Annotated in this window: 19 protein-coding genes; 15 read left to right on the forward strand and 4 right to left on the reverse strand. The window is 57.7% G+C overall.

The annotated features are described in order from the left end of the window. Positions 1 to 78 precede the first annotated feature (78 nt). From RRB22_08030 to RRB22_08040, 3 genes are all read left to right on the forward strand, one after another. Positions 79 to 915 (forward strand): transposase, encoded by an 837-nt coding sequence (locus tag RRB22_08030; GenBank protein MDT8384348.1) that lies wholly within the window; start codon positions 79 to 81, stop codon positions 913 to 915. Between the two features lie 642 nt (positions 916 to 1,557). Continuing rightward, a complete protein-coding gene (locus tag RRB22_08035) occupies positions 1,558 to 2,373 on the forward strand; it encodes a hypothetical protein (protein MDT8384349.1) in 816 nt (271 codons plus the stop codon). Between the two features lie 205 nt (positions 2,374 to 2,578). Beyond that, positions 2,579 to 3,397 carry a class I SAM-dependent methyltransferase gene (locus tag RRB22_08040; GenBank protein ID MDT8384350.1) on the forward strand — a complete coding sequence of 273 codons (819 nt, stop codon included), beginning with the start codon at positions 2,579 to 2,581 and terminating at the stop codon, positions 3,395 to 3,397. Between the two features lie 132 nt (positions 3,398 to 3,529). Here RRB22_08040 and RRB22_08045 read toward each other — a convergent pair whose 3' ends face one another. Further along, complete coding sequence (locus tag RRB22_08045; GenBank protein ID MDT8384351.1) at positions 3,530 to 3,922, reverse strand: MAPEG family protein; 393 nt, start codon at positions 3,920 to 3,922, stop codon at positions 3,530 to 3,532. A gap of 149 nt (positions 3,923 to 4,071) precedes the next feature. Between RRB22_08045 and RRB22_08050 the strand changes: the two genes are divergently transcribed. Together RRB22_08050 and RRB22_08055 are read left to right on the forward strand one after the other, a co-directional pair. Continuing rightward, positions 4,072 to 5,292 (forward strand): VWA-like domain-containing protein, encoded by a 1,221-nt coding sequence (locus tag RRB22_08050; protein MDT8384352.1) that lies wholly within the window; start codon positions 4,072 to 4,074, stop codon positions 5,290 to 5,292. Between the two features lie 101 nt (positions 5,293 to 5,393). Beyond that, positions 5,394 to 6,533 (forward strand): hypothetical protein, encoded by a 1,140-nt coding sequence (locus RRB22_08055; GenBank protein MDT8384353.1) that lies wholly within the window; start codon positions 5,394 to 5,396, stop codon positions 6,531 to 6,533. A 49-nt stretch (positions 6,534 to 6,582) separates the two neighbouring features. Here RRB22_08055 and RRB22_08060 read toward each other — a convergent pair whose 3' ends face one another. Further along, positions 6,583 to 7,050 (reverse strand): cyclic nucleotide-binding domain-containing protein, encoded by a 468-nt coding sequence (locus RRB22_08060; GenBank protein MDT8384354.1) that lies wholly within the window; start codon positions 7,048 to 7,050, stop codon positions 6,583 to 6,585. Between the two features lie 129 nt (positions 7,051 to 7,179). On the opposite strand from RRB22_08060, the gene yrfG reads away from it, so the two are divergent. Further along, complete coding sequence (yrfG, locus tag RRB22_08065) at positions 7,180 to 7,860, forward strand: GMP/IMP nucleotidase (GenBank protein ID MDT8384355.1); 681 nt, start codon at positions 7,180 to 7,182, stop codon at positions 7,858 to 7,860. Between the two features lie 14 nt (positions 7,861 to 7,874). On the opposite strand, the gene RRB22_08070 is transcribed toward yrfG, so the two are convergent. Beyond that, positions 7,875 to 8,303: a YkgJ family cysteine cluster protein gene (locus RRB22_08070; GenBank protein MDT8384356.1), complete on the reverse strand. Its 429-nt coding sequence runs from the start codon at positions 8,301 to 8,303 to the stop codon at positions 7,875 to 7,877. A 243-nt stretch (positions 8,304 to 8,546) separates the two neighbouring features. On the opposite strand from RRB22_08070, the gene RRB22_08075 reads away from it, so the two are divergent. The 4 genes from RRB22_08075 to nadA all read left to right on the forward strand — a co-directional run bounded on the left by RRB22_08075 (position 8,547) and on the right by nadA (position 12,939). Continuing rightward, positions 8,547 to 8,840, forward strand: coding sequence for a zinc ribbon domain-containing protein (locus RRB22_08075; GenBank protein ID MDT8384357.1), 294 nt, complete (start codon positions 8,547 to 8,549; stop codon positions 8,838 to 8,840). Between the two features lie 124 nt (positions 8,841 to 8,964). Next, positions 8,965 to 9,624 (forward strand): DUF502 domain-containing protein, encoded by a 660-nt coding sequence (locus RRB22_08080; protein ID MDT8384358.1) that lies wholly within the window; start codon positions 8,965 to 8,967, stop codon positions 9,622 to 9,624. Between the two features lie 120 nt (positions 9,625 to 9,744). Then, on the forward strand, positions 9,745 to 11,544 hold the full coding sequence (aspS, locus tag RRB22_08085; protein MDT8384359.1) for an aspartate--tRNA ligase: 1,800 nt from the start codon (positions 9,745 to 9,747) through the stop codon (positions 11,542 to 11,544). A gap of 282 nt (positions 11,545 to 11,826) precedes the next feature. Continuing rightward, the gene (nadA, locus tag RRB22_08090; GenBank protein ID MDT8384360.1) at positions 11,827 to 12,939 is read left to right on the forward strand and encodes a quinolinate synthase NadA; all 1,113 of its coding nucleotides are present in this window, start codon (positions 11,827 to 11,829) and stop codon (positions 12,937 to 12,939) included. Between the two features lie 105 nt (positions 12,940 to 13,044). On the opposite strand, the gene RRB22_08095 is transcribed toward nadA, so the two are convergent. Further along, a complete protein-coding gene (locus RRB22_08095) occupies positions 13,045 to 13,248 on the reverse strand; it encodes a DUF2892 domain-containing protein (GenBank protein ID MDT8384361.1) in 204 nt (67 codons plus the stop codon). Positions 13,249 to 13,493: 245 nt separating this feature from the next. Here RRB22_08095 and RRB22_08100 point away from each other — a divergent pair, with 245 nt between their 5' ends. The 5 genes from RRB22_08100 (at position 13,494) to RRB22_08120 (ending at position 17,077) form a co-directional block, all read left to right on the forward strand. After that, positions 13,494 to 14,366, forward strand: coding sequence for an NAD(P)-dependent oxidoreductase (locus tag RRB22_08100; GenBank protein MDT8384362.1), 873 nt, complete (start codon positions 13,494 to 13,496; stop codon positions 14,364 to 14,366). Positions 14,367 to 14,462: 96 nt separating this feature from the next. Further along, a complete protein-coding gene (locus RRB22_08105) occupies positions 14,463 to 15,206 on the forward strand; it encodes a YebC/PmpR family DNA-binding transcriptional regulator (protein MDT8384363.1) in 744 nt (247 codons plus the stop codon). 48 nt (positions 15,207 to 15,254) lie between these two features. After that, positions 15,255 to 15,803, forward strand: a complete 549-nt coding sequence (ruvC, locus tag RRB22_08110) for a crossover junction endodeoxyribonuclease RuvC (protein MDT8384364.1) — start codon at positions 15,255 to 15,257, stop codon at positions 15,801 to 15,803. 20 nt (positions 15,804 to 15,823) lie between these two features. Continuing rightward, complete coding sequence (gene ruvA, locus RRB22_08115; protein ID MDT8384365.1) at positions 15,824 to 16,426, forward strand: Holliday junction branch migration protein RuvA; 603 nt, start codon at positions 15,824 to 15,826, stop codon at positions 16,424 to 16,426. Positions 16,427 to 16,477: 51 nt separating this feature from the next. Further along, a complete protein-coding gene (locus tag RRB22_08120; protein ID MDT8384366.1) occupies positions 16,478 to 17,077 on the forward strand; it encodes a hypothetical protein in 600 nt (199 codons plus the stop codon). Positions 17,078 to 17,082 lie beyond the last annotated feature (5 nt).

Here is a 17,082-nt window from a genome sequence, read left to right on the forward strand (position 1 = left end):
CCTCACGAAGTCTTCTATGGATCATTGAGTGGTGCACTTGCTACCTGAATTCGCCCCATCTTAAGGTATGCTCCAACCATGGCAAGACCCCTACGAATCGAATTCCCTGGCGCGCTGTATCACGTGACCTCGCGCGGTGACCGGCGCGAGCCGATATTTGAAGACGACGAAAATCGGCTGATGTTTCTTGGTATCTTGGAAGAGGTCGTGACTCGGTTCAACTGGATGTGTCATGCATATTGCCTGATGACGAATCACTATCATCTGGTTGTTGAAACACCGGATGGCAATCTGTCGAAAGGGATGCGGCAGCTCAATGGCATGTATACACAAGCATCAAACCGGCGCCACGGGAGGACAGGACATCTGTTCCAAGGGCGATTCAAAGGCATCCTGGTGGACAAGGAAAGCTACCTTCTTGAACTGGCCCGCTATGTCGTTCTTAATCCAGTGCGCGCGGGCATGGTCAAGCATCCCGGGAAATATCCCTGGAGTAGCTATCGCGCAATGTTGGGTGATGCGCCTGTGCCCGGTTGGTTGGCGACGGATGTCACGCTGGCACGATTTGGGAGACGGCGCGCGGAGGCAAGGCGGCGATACAACGAATTTGTGTTGGAAGGGATCTCGGGAAACAGTATATGGGAAGGACTGCGTCAGCAGATTTATCTGGGCGACGAGAAATTTGTGGCACGGATGCAAAAGAAGGCCGACGTGCAGGGCGACGAACTGAGTATCCCCCGGGCCCAACGACGCGGACCTGCACCCACCCTGGCAAAGATCGCTGCTCGACACCGCACAAGAAATGACGCGATCATCGCCGCCTACGCTACCGGAGCGTATAGCTATCGAGAAATTGCCGAACATTTTGGAATTCACCTTGCAACGGTCGGGCGGCTTGTTCGGACGAGGATGTAACAATACGAGAACTGACCCCGCTCTCCTCGAGAACTGACCCCGCTCTCCTGTTATGTGAAATATATTCCTGATTTTTAGCGAAATAACGCATTGGCGTTGGAGAAGTTGATTTACTCCTATTATTCTGAATTACAAGTCAAATAGAATACGAGGTGATTCAAGATGAAAGAGATGGTTATAGAACTTAAACAGTACGCAATAATGGCAGCGAACTGTGTCGCACGTAATTTTAGAGGGCAAACTTTAATGATTAATAATGCCTACGTAAGAGCAATATCACTAAATAATCCTATTTGCCCTAAGTGCCTAGTAAATAGCGTCGTTGAGAATAATTTGGTAATTGTAGCGTATGGAGAAACAAGTAATATCATGGAGTGCAATAAATGCAATTTTAGTGCAGCTCTATATAAGCCAAAATGAATTATCGCATAACAGGCGCATTCAAGCGATGGTGAACTTCCCCCGTTGAATCGGACACCTCAACCTAATGAGGAGTCCCCTATTGTCCTATAACTATAATTTTCATGAGAGAGTGAAATAGTCCCTTTGGATGCAATAGCTGAATATAAGAAATTTATGATCGTCAGGTTTATTCAACTGTACATCCTGATAGCGTATATTTTCAATTTCCTAAATAGGAGCATGTTGGGAATATTACTTATTGCCATACTTTTATACATTTGGGGGCCTATAACTCCATTTACGCCTGCTGAGTTAGTTGACTGGTTTATAGCTTTACCGGAAACAGCTAAGCTATCAATCGGAACCTCATTGCTAACCATGCTCGGGTTTTTAATTGCATTTCAGGTTGGGTCATCGAATGCTATTAAGCAGCTTAATTTAACTTATCGTATGTCCGCAGCGGATGAAATCATAAATTTTTATCAGGATGCATCACAAAAAATTCTTGAAGCTCAATTATTTTCTGACGAGATATTGGATATAATTGAAACTGTTGAGAAAAACGAGGATCACCCTAATTCTATTCAATTTAATATTGAATACGCGTTAAGGCGAATGGATAAGCATAAAAAGTCTATATCCAAATTAGCTACACTTAATCGGAGCTACTCACTGGTTGCAAAGCACAGCATTATTTTAAGTAATTATATTGGTGTATCGAAAAGATTAGATATTGCAAACGGCCTCTTAAGCAATATAGTGACTTATAGTCATGTGCCAACCGGCATAGGGATTTTGGAAGATGGAAATCCAAGAGATCGATTTTTGGAGCAGATCGAAAAAGAAAAATACAGAAAATTATATAACGCTTGCGATAAAGCCTACGATTATATAAATGTTCTTGCAGGCGGTGTTAGAGGCGCCCTTACTTCAGAAGTTATTTCCCAAAATTTAAATGCCACATTATCCATAGTAAAAATTCTTAATCGTGAAGATACTGCTGTCGCTTTTAATAAACTAATTTTCACGAAGAAATATTTCGGAAAAGAAAAATAGCACTATCTATATTGACAATCAAAAGGTAATAGATTCAGATCTTGCCTCGTGCTTTCTTCGCAGGAAGGTAGCAGCGCGAATACAGGGATAGAATACTAATTTATAATCCGATCAGGTTCAGTAGGTTAAAGAGGTATGCTGTCCCCGGAATTCGGGGTTGCTCACTTGGCAGCTTATCCGTCTTTACTAGTGAGGCTCGTTGTTTATGGAAAGTTTGATCACCCACTATTCGGTCCGTGACATTGAGGCGCGAATCCTCGACGCTCTCCGCGCGGCAGGATTAAATCCCGAGCAACGCCTGACGCCGCAGGAGCTGGGGGCGCTGGACCATTTTCACACCGGTGGCTTCCCCGCCTCGCTTAGACTGTTGGAGCTGTCACAGATCCAGGCGGGAGAGCGCGTGCTTGATATTGGGGCCGGACTGGCCGGCGCCGCCCGGATGCTGGCGGCCTCGCCGGGCTGCAATGTTGATTGCATCGAACTGTCGCGTGATTACTGCATCGGTGCGGAACTGCTGAATCGGCTGACCGGCCTTGACGAGCAAATCAACATCCACGAAGGCAGTGCCCTCGCACTGCCTTTTCCTGACGATTCGTTTGATGCCGCCTGGATGCAGAATGTCGGCATGAACATCGCGGACAAGCGGACGCTCTACGCCGAGGTCTACCGGGTGCTTAAGCCGGGTGGACGATTTGCCTTTCAGGAGATGGCCGCCGGGGATGCGGCGGTGTCCTACTTTCCGCTGCCCTGGGCGACTGACCCGGCGGACAATTTGCTGGTTTCCGCCGAACAGATGCAGTCGCTTCTCGGCGAGATAGGGTTCATCACGGAATTCTTTGAGGATGCCAGCGACTCGCAGTTGGGTGGTGTCGCCCCGGTAAAAAATACCCCCGAGGTTGCCCCGCCGGCGCCGCTGAGCCTGTCGGCCTATGTCGACAATCTTGGACAAAAGGCCGAGAACGCCCAGCGCAGTCTGCGGGAAGGCCAGATCCGGTTTGTCAGAGGTGTCTTTCAGGCAAAATAATCAGCGGTATGACAATCTGCCTGTCTGGGCACTTGATTCCGATAGCCATCAAAAAGGCGCTGATGCCTGGTTACGCATCAGCGCCCTGATTTTCGTGTGAAACAGATGTTCAGGATAGGCGGCAGCGCCTGATCAGAACAGTTGCAGGATCACCAGTATCTCGCCAACCAGGCCGGCCAGAAAGGCCATCGTTCTCAGCCAGGTGATGCCGGCAATGTAGATGACCCAGTAGGCCAGACGCGAGTAAAAGAAGATGCTGGCGCCCAGCGCGGACATCTCGTTGGAGAGGCCCAGGATATGCGCGATGAGGACAAAGGCGGCAAAATGGATCAGGTTTTCATTGAGGTTGCTCTGCGCATCTCTGGCCCGATTGGCCCAGGCCGGTAGCGCCGGCATATTTTCCCGATTGCCGACAATCCCCGAGATTCCCCAGTGTTTTAGATAGGCGAGGAAATAGGGCACAAACTGCAACAGCGATAACAGGCTGGCCGCAAGCAGCATTTGAAGGTCGGTGGTCATGGTCATAGAGTGTCTCCGTGGTGATGAATGATTCGCGCAGGTATTGCCGCTGTCTAAGCTAGACTCGTGGGGGATGATGTCAAAATTATTACTGATATACTCGGCATTGAATTCAAAATCTGAATTACCACTTTCGCTTTGGTTATTGTCTACTGATGTTGCTCGATACGAAATTAAGCGCTGCCCGTACCCGGCTTATCCTCGATAAGCCCTTCCTCGGCGCGCTGGTATTACGCCTGCCGATGCAGGCCGGCGATCCGGCATGGTGTCCCACCACCGCCACGGATGCGCGCAGCTTCTATTTCAATCCCGACTACATTGAGACCCTGAGCAGTGAACAGCTGCAGTTTGTGCTGGCGCACGAGGCCCTACATTGCGCGCTATCGCATTTTGCGCGGCGCGGACACCGTGACAAAAAACGCTGGGATATGGCCTGCGACCTGGCGGTAAATGAATTGCTGGTGAAGGACGGTCTCACGCCGCCGCCAGGTGCGCTGGTGGATATGGGTTTCGAGGGCCTGACGGCGGAGGAGATTTATCCGTCGCTGCTGGACGAAATTGAAGAACCCATGGATCGGCACCTGTACGATGAGCAGGATGATGCGGACCACGACCAACATCAGGTGCAGGGCAGGCAGCAAGAAATCACCCCCGATCAGGCGCCCCGCGAGGGCGGTACCGGGGGTGGGGAGCGGACCGAGAAGGGCAGTGTGGGCGGCCCGCCGGCGCCGCTGACACCGGATCAGCGTGAAACCCTGAGCACCCAGTGGCAACAGCGACTGGCCGGCGCGGCCCAGATCGCCATGCAGGCGGGCAAGATGGGCGGCGCCATGGCGCGGCTGATCGATCATCTGCTGCAGCCGCAGTTGCCGTGGCGAAATCTGCTGGCGCATCATGTGACCAATGTTGCGCGAGACGATTACAGTTATGCCCGCCCCTCCACCCGGCGTGGTGATCCGGCGGTATACCCCAGTCTGCGCAGCGCGCAGATCAATGTCACCGTGGTGCTGGATACCAGCGGCTCGATGACCGATGCGGAACTGCATGAGTTTGTTAGTGAGATCGATGCCATCAAGGCGCAGATGCGGGCGCGTATTGTCCTGCATGCCTGTGATGCGCAACTGGCCGAGGATGGTCCGTGGCTGTTTGAACCCTGGGAAGAGCTGACCCTGCCGCGTGAATTTACCGGAGCCGGTGGCACGCGCTTTACGCCCGTTTTCGACTGGCTGGAGCGGCAGGATCAGCCGCCGGACCTGCTGATCTATTTTACCGACGCCGATGGCGAGTTTCCCGAGCGGGAACCCGGCTTTGCCGTGTTGTGGCTGGTGAAGGGCAAACAAGCGGTGCCCTGGGGCCGGCGTATCCAGCTGAACTGATGTTTGTTATTTATCATTCCGCACAATCAATTTATCGTATTCTATTCGTGGCGATCTATTAATAGTTAACAGCGTGTCGCCAGACAATACCAGAGATGCCAATGAACCTTGCCCCTGAAGACAGCCTCCGCCTCAATGTCCTGCTTGCCCAGGAGCTGCAAGCGGTGCGTATCGACGAATCCAGAATGACGGTGTTCGCGCTCACCGCACAGGGTGAGGCGAAGGTGGTGCTGAATCCCACCTGCCGGGATGAGCAGTATCTCAAACAGGTGCGCGAGCTGTTCTCGAACCATGTGCTGGGTTCGCCCGGTGGTTATCCCGTGTATCTCAAGCGCTGGACCCGCATGGGGCAGGCGCGGGAAAACAGTAGCCTGCATAGCCTGTTGCAGTTAGGTGAGCCGGAGGCGGTGGTCGCGGTGGTGCACACGCCGGGGCTGACGCCGGAGCTGGCCGAGTTGGCGTGGTGGGTGATGCCGGAGGCGGAAAATGCCCGCCGCATGTTGCGCTCGCCGCAGGTGGTGGAGGCCGGGATCGGCCGCGAGCTGGCGCAGTTTCTGCTGGAGTATCTGCCCTTTGAGACCGAACCCGAGGCGATTCTCAACAGCGTGCGGCTGATCCTGCAACCGGGACTGGTGGAGGAGGCCGTGCACCAGGACCTGTGGCAGCGCGCGGCGCGCAAGGGCACCATCTATATCGGTTTTTTGCAGGCCATGCCGGATGCCCTGCCGGAGATGGACGAGGCCCATCCGGCCTATGCCGAACTGGCCGCGGCCGTCGCCCCCTTGCGGGAGCAGGGCAACGCGGTCGCCATCCAGCTGTGTCGCGCGCTGAGCCCCGCGGGCCAGGCCTTTCTGAAGACCGTCACCCAGGCGATGGACAAGCTGGCCGACGAGGCGGCGGCGGTGGCGCTGTTTGATACCCTCGGCGGTTACTTCCGGGCGACCCTGCCGCAAGGCCATCCGGGCGCCATTGCCGCCGGGCGCAGCAGCGAACTGGTCGTGGCCTTTGCCCGGACCTTTATGGATGAGCTTGACCCTTATCATGCGGAGCTGGCGCAGGTGCAGGCGGTGCTGACGGATCATCGCCCCATGCTGGCCGCGATGGTGGCCCTGTCCTTTGCCGGTGAGCCTCTGCTGGATGCCTTTTTTTCCCACTCGGATGCGGTCGGCCCATTAATGCGCCGCAAGATGAAGCCGTGGATCGAGCCCCTGCTGGAGCAGGTCAGCGTGTTGCAGGGTTGATATCGAAGGGCATCGCATCCTGCCTGGGGCGCAGGCGGGAGGTGACCGATCAGAAGTTGCCGGTGGGGATAAAGTCCATCATATCGCCCTTGTTCATGCGCGCGATGTGATTGGCCAGATTGAGGGTGATGTTGCGCATGATATGGAAACTGATGCGCGGCTCGCGGGCCAGCAGGTTCTGAAACACATCGCCGTCGATGCGCAGCAGCACCGAAGGCGCGCGGGCAATGGCGGTGGCGGTGCGCTTCTGCTGGCTGATGAGGCCGATCTCGCCGAACAGCTCACCGGGCGACAGGGAATGGATGGGGCCCTGGTTGTGGGTGCGCAGCTGGATGTCGCCGGACAGCAGCACATACATGCAGGGGCTGTTGTCGCCTTCCACAAACAGGGTCTCCCCATCCGCGACGCGGGCGGGCTGGCAGATCTTCTGGATATGGGCATATTCATCCGCGGACAGCCCCGCGAATACGGGCAGCTTTTTCAGAATGGCCGAGATGTCATAGTTATCGGGTGGCATAGTGGCGTCAGTCGTGTCGATTCGGGTGGAGTGATACTGTATCTTCGGCCGCTGGGGGCCAGGGTTTAGGCCTGATTTGGTCCCCGTTCCGGCATTACCGAAACAGACAATAAAATGAGGGTGAGTGGTTTGATTCAATGGGATGATATTCGCACCGTACTGCTGGACATGGACGGCACCTTGCTGGATCTGCATTTCGACAACCATTTCTGGCTCGAACACATGCCGCGCCGTTATGCCGAGGAGCGGGAGGTGCCGCTGGAAGAGGCGCGCGCCGTGTTGCGAAAACTCTACCACGCGGTGGAAGGCACCATGGACTGGTACTGTCTCGACTACTGGTCGGGCAAGCTGAACATGGACGTGGCGGCGCTCAAGGAGGAGGTCGATCACCTCATCGCGGTGCACCCCAACGTGGTCAGGTTTCTCGATGCGGTGCGGGCCAGCCAGCGCCGCGCCGTGCTGGTGACCAACGCCCACATGAAGAGCCTCACCCTGAAAATGGACCGCACCCGGCTGGCCGGCCATCTTGACGCGATTATCTGCGCCCACGACCTCGGTGTGCCCAAGGAGGATCCGGGCTTCTGGAACCGGCTGCACACCGTGGAGCCGTTCGAGCGGGAGAAGACCCTGCTGGTGGATGACAGCCTGCCGGTGCTGCGTTCGGCGCAGGAATACGGCATGGGCAGTCTGTTGTGCGTGCATCGGCCGGACAGCAAGGCGCCGGACAAGGATGTGGGTGAGTTTGCGGCAATTCGGGGTTTTGCCGACATCATGCCGCCGCTGGCCGCTGGCCGCTGGGTCAGCGGATAGCTGATCCCTGCCTGTTATGCGTACTCCTTGGCGAACTTCTTAAAGCGTTTATTCCAGCCCTTGAATTTCTTCTTGCAGTATTTGGTGAGCTGCTCGAAGTCGTGGAAATAGAGGTCGAAGCCATCCTCGGCCGGGGCATCAAATTCGCAATAGTCATTGCTGTGCTCGCGGCAGACATGCGGGCGATCGTGGTAGATGCCGCAGCGGCCGTCTTTCTGCAGGTGCAGGCAGGTGTTCTCCACCAGCAGATACCAGCCATCCTCATCTTTGTAGATGCGGATATTCTCATGCGAGATCTGCCACAGCAGGTGGTCGAAGTCGTGCATGGAGCGCGGTGTTTCCAGCTGCTGCGTGATGTAGGTACAGCACTTGGCGCCATCACAGAAGCCGCACTTGTTTTCGGTGGTGATGGTGATGCCGTTAAAGGTGGTTCTCTGGGTCATGTCATAACTCGTCTGCAATAGGTCGAATGTCGGCGAGTTGGCCGCCAGGGCGATCAACCGCCGCAGTTTATCAGTATTCTCCGGCCTCCGGGCAAGCCGCCGGCGGCGCGCGTCAAGCGGCAGGCCGATATGGGCAGGCCGCCTGTGGGCGAGTATACTGCGCGGTTGATTTCGCGGTGATTGTCCCCAATCTTGGTGGGTGCCGCCACTGTTGGCCGTTAGGTAATTGTTGAGGAAGTTGTCATGCCGATCTACGAATATGAATGCAAGAGCTGTGGCCACCGTCAGGAGGCCATTCAGAAAATGAGTGATGCCCCCCTGGTGGACTGTCCCGAGTGCGGTAAGCCGGAACTGAAGAAGCTGATCTCGGCCGCGGGGTTCCGCCTCAAGGGCGGTGGCTGGTATGAAACCGACTTTAAGGGGGGCAGTAAAAAGAATGTCGCCAAGACCGATTCGGACAGCAAGCCCAGCAGCAGCGAGACCAAACCCAAGGCATCGGCCGGCGGTTGTGGCGGCGGTGGCTGTGGCTGTCATTAACCGGCCTGCCGTTGTCGCCTTCCCGGTCATGGTTATGAGTGCTGTCTACATGAGTGCTGTCTATATGAGTACTACCCGCATGAGTGCTTTCTACATGGGTACTATCTACATGGGTAACACCTAGATGAAACGTTATCTGATCGCCGGGCTGCTGGTCTGGGTTCCGCTGGGCGTGACCGTGATGGTCATCAACCTGCTGGTCGGCATCATGGACAAGACCCTGCTGTGGCTGCCGGCGGCCTTTCGGCCCGATGCCCTGCTGGGCTTTCACCTGCCCGGCCTTGGGGTGTTGTTGTCGGTGATCGTGGTGATGGTGACCGGCGTGGTGGTGGCCAATCTGTTTGGCCGCAAGCTGGTCCGGGGCTGGGAGATGCTGCTCGCCCGCATCCCCCTGGTGCGCACCATCTACGCCAGCGTCAAACAGATCCTGGAGACGGTGTTTTCCTCAGGCCAGGCCTTCCGCAAGGTGCTGTTGATCGAATATCCCCGCAAGGGGCTGTGGACGCTGGGCTTTCAGTCCGGCAAGACGCGCGGTGAGGCGCAGGCCAAGACCGGGGTGGAGGTGCTGAATGTCTTCATTCCCACCACCCCCAACCCCACCTCCGGGTTTTTTATCATGGTGCCGCGCAGCGAGGTGATCGAACTGGACATGAGTGTGGATGATGGCCTGAAGATGATCATCTCGGCCGGGGTGGTGGTGCCGGAATGGAACCACGAATGGTCGCCGGAGCTGGATGAGCGGCAGGCCAAATCCCTCGGCAGGACGACTCCTGAGAGCCCCTGAGTAGGTTGGAGCGCCACGCTCCGCCACCCCTTCGGGTTGCAAGCCAGGGGCCCAATCCGTACCATTCCCGCCTTTCCCCATTTAGACGTATCTAGCTACTACCAACAGGACAGAATCACCATGCGCAGTCATTATTGCGGCCAGATCAACGAATCCCATACCGACGAAACGGTCACGCTGTGTGGCTGGGCGCACCGCCGCCGCGACCATGGCGGGGTGATCTTCATCGACCTGCGCGACCGGGAGGGCATCGCCCAGCTGGTGTTCGATCCGGACACCGTCGAGGCCTTTAGCCTGGCCGAGAGCGTGCGCAACGAGTTTGTGCTGAAGGTGGTCGGTCTGGTGCGCCGGCGTCCCGCGGGCACGGAAAACGCCGACATGCCCACGGGGATGGTCGAGGTGCTGGGCAGGCAGCTGGAGATACTCAACCGCGCCGATACCCCGCCGTTCATGCTGGATGTGGCGGACGACGAGGTGTCCGAAGAACACCGCCTGCGTTATCGCTATATCGACCTGCGCCGCCCGGCCATGTTCCAGCGCCTCAAGCTGCGTTCCGAGATCGCCCGTGCGCTGCGCAATTCGCTGGATGAGAAGGGCTTTCTTGACGTTGAAACCCCCATGCTCACCGCCGCCACCCCGGAGGGCGCACGCGATTATCTGGTGCCCAGCCGCACCCATCCCGGCCAGTTTTTTGCCCTGCCCCAGTCACCGCAGCTGTTCAAGCAACTGCTGATGATGTCCGGCATCGACCGCTACTACCAGATCGTGCGCTGTTTCCGCGACGAGGACCTGCGCGCCGACCGTCAGCCCGAGTTCACCCAGCTGGATATCGAGGCCTCGTTCATGGACGAGGAGGAGCTGATGTCGCTGATGGAAGAGATGATGCGCGACATCTTCGCCCACGTGCTGGAGGTGCCGCTGCCCAAGCCCTTCCCGCGCATGACCTATGCCGAGGCGATCCGGCGTTTTGGTTCCGACAAGCCCGATCTGCGCATCCCGCTGGAACTGGTGGATGTGGCGGACCTGATGCAGGCCGTGGAGTTCAAGGTCTTCTCCGGCCCGGCCAGTGATCCGCAGGGCCGGGTTACCGCGCTGCGCCTGCCCAGGGGCGGCGAGCTGACCCGCAAGGAGATCGACGATTACACCCAATACGTCGGCATCTACGGCGCCAAGGGGCTGGCCTATATCAAGGTCAACGAACGGGCCAAGGGCCGCGACGGCCTGCAATCACCGATCCTTAAATTCCTGCCCGACGCCACCATCGAGGGCATCATGAGTCGCACCGGTGCCGAAGACGGCGACCTGGTGTTCTTTGGTGCCGACAAGGCCAGTATCGTCACCGAGGCGCTGGGTGCGTTGCGCATCAAGCTCGGCCACGACCGCGGCATGGTGGAGAAGGGCTGGCGTCCGCTGTGGGTGGTGGACTTCCCCATGTTTGAGCACGACGGCACGCGCTGGACGGCCCTGCATCACCCCTTCACCGCGCCCAAGGAAGAGCACCTGGAGCTGCTCCATACCGATCCGGGCGCCTGCCTGTCCCGCGCCTACGACATGGTGCTCAACGGCACGGAAGTGGGTGGTGGCTCGCAACGCATCTACCGCAAAGAGGTCCAACAGGAAGTGTTTACCCACCTGGGTATCGACGACTACGAGGCACAGGAAAAGTTTGGCTTTCTGCTGGACGCGCTCAAGTACGGCTGCCCGCCCCACGGCGGTATCGCCTTCGGCCTCGACCGTCTGGTGATGCTGATGACCGGCGCGTCTTCCATTCGCGAGGTGATGGCCTTCCCCAAGACGCAGACGGCCGCCTGCCTGCTCACCCAGGCCCCCTCCACGGTGAGCGATACGCAGCTGCGCGAACTGGGCATCAAGCTGCGCAGCAAGCCCAAGGCCGATGCGGCCGCGCCAGTCGCGGAGTGAAATCGGCGATCAGGCGCGTTGCCACGGGCTGCGGCCCTGGCGGATGCCCGCACACCAGTGCGGGCGATCGTCGGGCGCGACAGTGCGGCTCGCCGGCTCCTGAGGCTGTCCCACTGCCGGGGCGCCTTTCCCTGTGGTAAGCCTTGTTACCAGGACATATTGCTGAGACATATGCAAAGGATCCCCTTTCCATGTTCCCTGTCGGGTACCCCTTAAGGCTAAGTTGTACTTGAAATTCAAAATGATACCATCATCTGTCGGTTATGGCTGAGAGAGAATTAGATGTCTGCAAATTCCCCGTTGTTACAAACAGAAATGCAAAACTTCACCGCCCTGGGTGAAGACGAAATTCAGCAGCGTATCGTCGCGGCCAAGGCCGCGCTGGGTGAGCGTTTGATCATCCTTGGTCACCACTATCAGCGCGAAGAGACCTTCTGCCATGCCGATGTCAGTGGCGACTCGCTGAAGCTGTCGCGCAGTGCGGCCAATTCCAAAGCGGAATTCATCGTGTTCTGCGGCGTGCATTTCATGGCCGAGGTGGCGGACATCGTCTCCCGCCCGGAGCAGATCGCCATCCTGCCCGACCTGGCCGCCGGCTGTTCCATGGCCGACATGGCCAACCTCGCCAAGGTGGAGCGCGCCTGGCGTGAGCTGTCCGAGGTTTTGGCGCCGGACGAACAGATCACCCCCATGACCTACATCAATTCCGCGGCGGACCTGAAGGCCTTTTGCGGCCGCCACGGCGGCATCGTCTGCACCTCCACCAATGCGCGGCACGTGCTGGAGTGGGCCTTCAGGCAGCGCGAAAAGGTGCTGTTTTTCCCGGACCAGCACCTGGGCCGCAACACCGGCTACAGCATGGGCATCCCGCTGGACGAGATGGTGGTGTGGGATTTTGATTTGCCGTTAGGCGGGCTGACGCCGGAGCAGATCAAAAACGCGAGGATGATTTTGTGGAAGGGTTTTTGTTCGGTGCATCAGCTGTTTACCCCCGAGTACATCGACGAGTTCAAAGAAAAATATCCCGAGACCCAGGTGATCGCGCATCCCGAGGCATGTTTCGAGGTCTGCCAGAAGTCTGATTACGTGGGTTCCACCGAATACATCATCAACACCATTCGTGATTCCTCGCCCGGCACGCGCTGGCTGGTGGGCACTGAACTGAACCTCGTCAACCGGCTGCACCAGCAGTTCAAACACGAAGGCAAAAATGTGCACTTCATGTCCGGTACCGTGTGCATGTGCTCGACCATGTTCCGCATCGGACCATCCAGCCTGTTGTGGGTGCTGGAAAACCTGCTGGAAGGCAAGGTGGTCAACCAGATCAAGGTGCCGGCCGCCGAAGCCGAGCAGGCCCTGCTGGCCCTGAACCGCATGCTGGAAGTCTCGCCGTAGCGGGCGCTGATCCGGCCTGAAGATTCATCCCGGTTTAAAATCCCGGCCGAAAAAAACCCGCCCCTGCTGCCAGAGGCGGGTTTTTTTGCGGCCAGGCGAAGCGTCCTAGTTGAAGGCCTGGCCCGGTCTCGCACCCAGTTTTTTCAGGATCAATGCCAGTGGGCAAAATCCGGTGAAGGCGGCCTGTAGCAGGTTTGCGCCCACGAAGGCCGACAGCCATAACCAGTTGACGGAGTGCAGCTGGGACAAGGCCAGGCTGCAGAGGATGACGATGCCGGCAAAGGCCATAACGATTTTATCAATACTCATAGAAACTCCTCGATGCAATATGCAAGACACACGGTGTTGCCGGTGATTGTATCAACATTCGCCACCCGGCTATACAGGACGGGACAGCTGGGCGGTAAACATTTGGTGCTAAAAGAACGGCGGCTTAGCTGGTTTTCGCAGTAGGCGGCGGCGTGACGGGCGACCGCGCCGCGCGGAAAAATCCCAGGACCCACGGACCGGCCTGCATGGTAAGCTGGCATTTTTTTCGCAGGGATTGACCGCAGATGAAGCGACAAACGCTGGCAGTATTTGGCACCGGCCTGATGGGCGCGCCGCTGGTAGAGCGTCTGCTGGAGGCCGGCTACAAGGTGGTGGTGTGGAACCGCAGCCCCGAGAAGCTCGATCCGCTGGTGGCCCGGGGTGCCCTGCGGGCACAGACGCCGGCGCAGGCGGTGCGCTCGGCCGAGGTGCTGATCACCTGGCTGGCGGATCGGGTGGCGATTCAGGAGGTGCTGTTTCCGGCCGAGCGCGCCAGCCTGTTAAAGGGTAAAACCATTCTGCAAATGGCCACCATTGGTCCGGCGCACAGCCGGGGGCTGGAGGATGCCGCCATCGCCCATGGCGCCGAATACCTGGAGGCGCCGGTGCTGGGTAGCATCCCCGAGGCGAAAAAGGGTCGACTGCTGCTGATGGTGGGGGCGACGGAACAGCAGTTTGAACGCTTTCTGCCGCTGTTGTCGGTGTTCGGCGAAAATCCCGTTTACGTGGGCGAGGTGGGTAAAGCGGCGGCCATGAAGCTGGCCTTTAATCAGCTGATCGCCGGACTGACGGCCAGCTTCAGCCTCAGCCTCGGGCTGATCCAGAAAGAGGGGCTGCGGGTCGAGCAATTCATGGACATCCTGCGGGATTCCGCCCTGTACGCGCCGACCTTCGACAAGAAGCTGCTGCGCATGCTGGAACGCGACTATGCCAACCCCAACTTCCCTACCCGCCATCTACTCAAAGATACCGAACTGTTTATCGATGCCGCGGCCGATCAGGGGCTGACCACCGTGGGGCTGGAGGGGGTGCGGGATATCATCGCCCTGGCGCTGGCCAAGGGGCTGGCGGACGCGGACTATTCGGCGATCAATGAGGTGATCCATCCGCCTAAATAGAGCGACTCGCCTCCAGGAACCGGGGGTGGCAGTCTTTGCGGTACGCAACGGTATGATAGAATCGACAGCACTTTATGATGGCAAATTGAGGTTTTTATGGCAGGACATAGTAAGTGGGCCAATATCAAACACCGCAAGGCCGCCCAGGATGCCAAGCGCGGTAAGATTTTCACCAAACTGATTCGTGAGATCGTGGTCGCCGCCAAGACCGGCGGTGCCGACATGGAAAGCAATCCCCGGCTGCGGGATGTGGTGAGCAAGGCGCTGAGCGCCAACATGAAGAGGGACACCGTCGACAATGCCATCAAGCGTGGCGCCGGCGCCGATGACAGTGAAAATTACGACGAAATTCGTTACGAGGGCTACGGCCCCAGCGGCGTGGCGGTGATGGTGGAGTGTCTCACGGACAACCGCAATCGTACCGTCTCCGAGGTGCGTCACGCCTTCACCAAGAGCGGCGGCAATCTGGGCACCGACGGTTCCGTGGCCTACCTGTTCACCAAGCGGGGGATTATCAGTTACGGCCCGGGGGCGAACGAGGACACCATCATGGAGGCGGCGCTGGAGGTGGGTGCTGACGATATCGTCAGCAATGAAGATGGCAGCGTTGATGTGCTGACTGCCTGGGAGAGCCTGGTGGACGTCAAGGAGGCGATGGCCGCCGCCGGTCTCGAGCCGCAGAATGCCGAAGTCATTCAGCAGGCTTCCGTCTCTGTTGATCTCGAACTGGAAGAGGCCGAAAAGGTCATGCGCCTGATCGATATGCTGGAAGATCTCGACGATGTGCAGAGCGTCCACACCAATGCGGACTTCTCCGACGAGGTCATGGCGCAGCTTTGACGGCCCTAACGCATTTGCCATCATGAGTGCCACAGGCGAGCAGGCCATTTGAACACTGACAAGACGATTCGCATTCTCGGCATCGACCCCGGTTCCCGGTTCACCGGTTTTGGTGTGATCGAAAGCGATGGCCGTCAGGCACGCTATATCACCAGCGGTTTTATTCGCGTCACCGGCGAGACCTGGGCCGAGCGGCTGGGGGTCGTTTTCAAGGGCATCACCGAACTGGTGCTGACCCATCGGCCGGACGAGATGTCCATCGAACGGGTTTTCATGCACCGCAATGCCGACTCCGCCCTCAAGCTGGGGCAGGCGCGCGGCGCCGCCATCTGCGCGGTGATTACCAATGACGTGCCGGTGCATGAATATTCTCCCACCGAGATCAAGCAGTCCGTGGTCGGCAAGGGCAACGCCGCCAAGGCGCAGGTGCAGCATATGGTGCGGGTGTTGCTGAATCTGCCCGGCAATCCGCAGGAGGATGCCGCCGATGCGCTGGCGGCGGCGCTGTGTCACGGCAATACCCGAATCCTGACCCAGCGACTGAATGCGTCGATTGAGGCGCAGCTGAACGACAATAAAAACAGTAAAAAACGATAAAAAATAAAAATGGAAAAACGATGATCGGTAGATTGCATGGCACCCTGATAGAAAAGAAACCTCCCCAGTTATTGTTAGACGTGGGCGGCGTGGGTTATGAGATCTCCGCGCCGATGACCACCTTTTATGAGCTGCCGGAAACCGGCAATGACATTACCCTGCACACCCATCTTGCCGTGCGTGAAGATGCCCATGTGCTGTACGGTTTCCTGCGCGAGCAGGATCGGATGTTGTTCCGCAGCCTGATCAAGGTTTCCGGCGTTGGCCCCAAGCTGGCGCTGGCCATACTCTCCGGCATGTCTGCCGACCAGTTTGCCGGTTGCGTGCAGACCGGCGACAGCAGCTCGCTCACCAGACTGCCGGGCGTCGGCAAGAAAACGGCCGAGCGTCTGGTGGTCGAAATGAAAGACCGCCTGAAAGACTGGCAGGGTGTGACGTTTGCGACCGAAGCCGCAGGACAGCCTGTAATGCCGGCCAATGCCGCCGTGAAAGATGCCGTCAGCGCGCTGGTGTCGCTGGGCTACAAGCCGCAGGAGGCGAGTCGAATGGTGAGCCAGGTGGAAGATGCCGCGCTGAGCAGCGAGGAGATGATCCGTCTGGCATTACGGGCGGCGGCATCATGAATCATTTTTTATCCATCGCAATTTTATAAAAAAGGGACCGGGGGCTTACCGATGTTTACACGATCATTCAGCGATCCAATCACTATTGTTCGAATCATGCCGACCTTGCTGGCGGTTTCCCTGCTGGCTTCCTGCAAGACCATCGAGTCGAGCGGGCTGCACGACTACTCCAACGGCATTCACATGGCGGTTGCTAAAGACGCACAAAATCCTGCCTATGTGATCGGCGAGACAATGGGGGCAGCGGGTTATGGTTATGCCTATCTGCTCGAGAAGACCGATGGCCGCTGGCGGGTGATGTACGATTCTTACGATGCCAAGGCCTTTGCAAAAACGGCAGGTGATGTCAAAGAGGTGCCGGCTGACACCGAGGTGTTGTGGACGGATGGTAAAGAGGTCGTTGCCTATTTTGGCACGCAGGCCCTGAGCTTCAGTAGGATCGATGGTTCTTTTGGTTGTCCGAAAGACAAGGCCCTGCCAGGCCACCGCGCCTGCCGCAGTCTGCTGACCCGGCCGAATAGCGTGTTTGATGGATTGAGTGCCAGTGATGGCAATCGACCCTATGTGCTGGATTTCGAGGCGATCCAGCAGGCGGTGGCGGACACCGGAATTGTCGGTATCGCCAAAAACCGCCTAGCCAGGGAAAAATAGCCTTT

The sequence above is a fragment of the Gammaproteobacteria bacterium genome (assembly GCA_032250735.1).
Classification (GTDB): Bacteria; Pseudomonadota; Gammaproteobacteria; order SZUA-152; family SZUA-152; genus SZUA-152.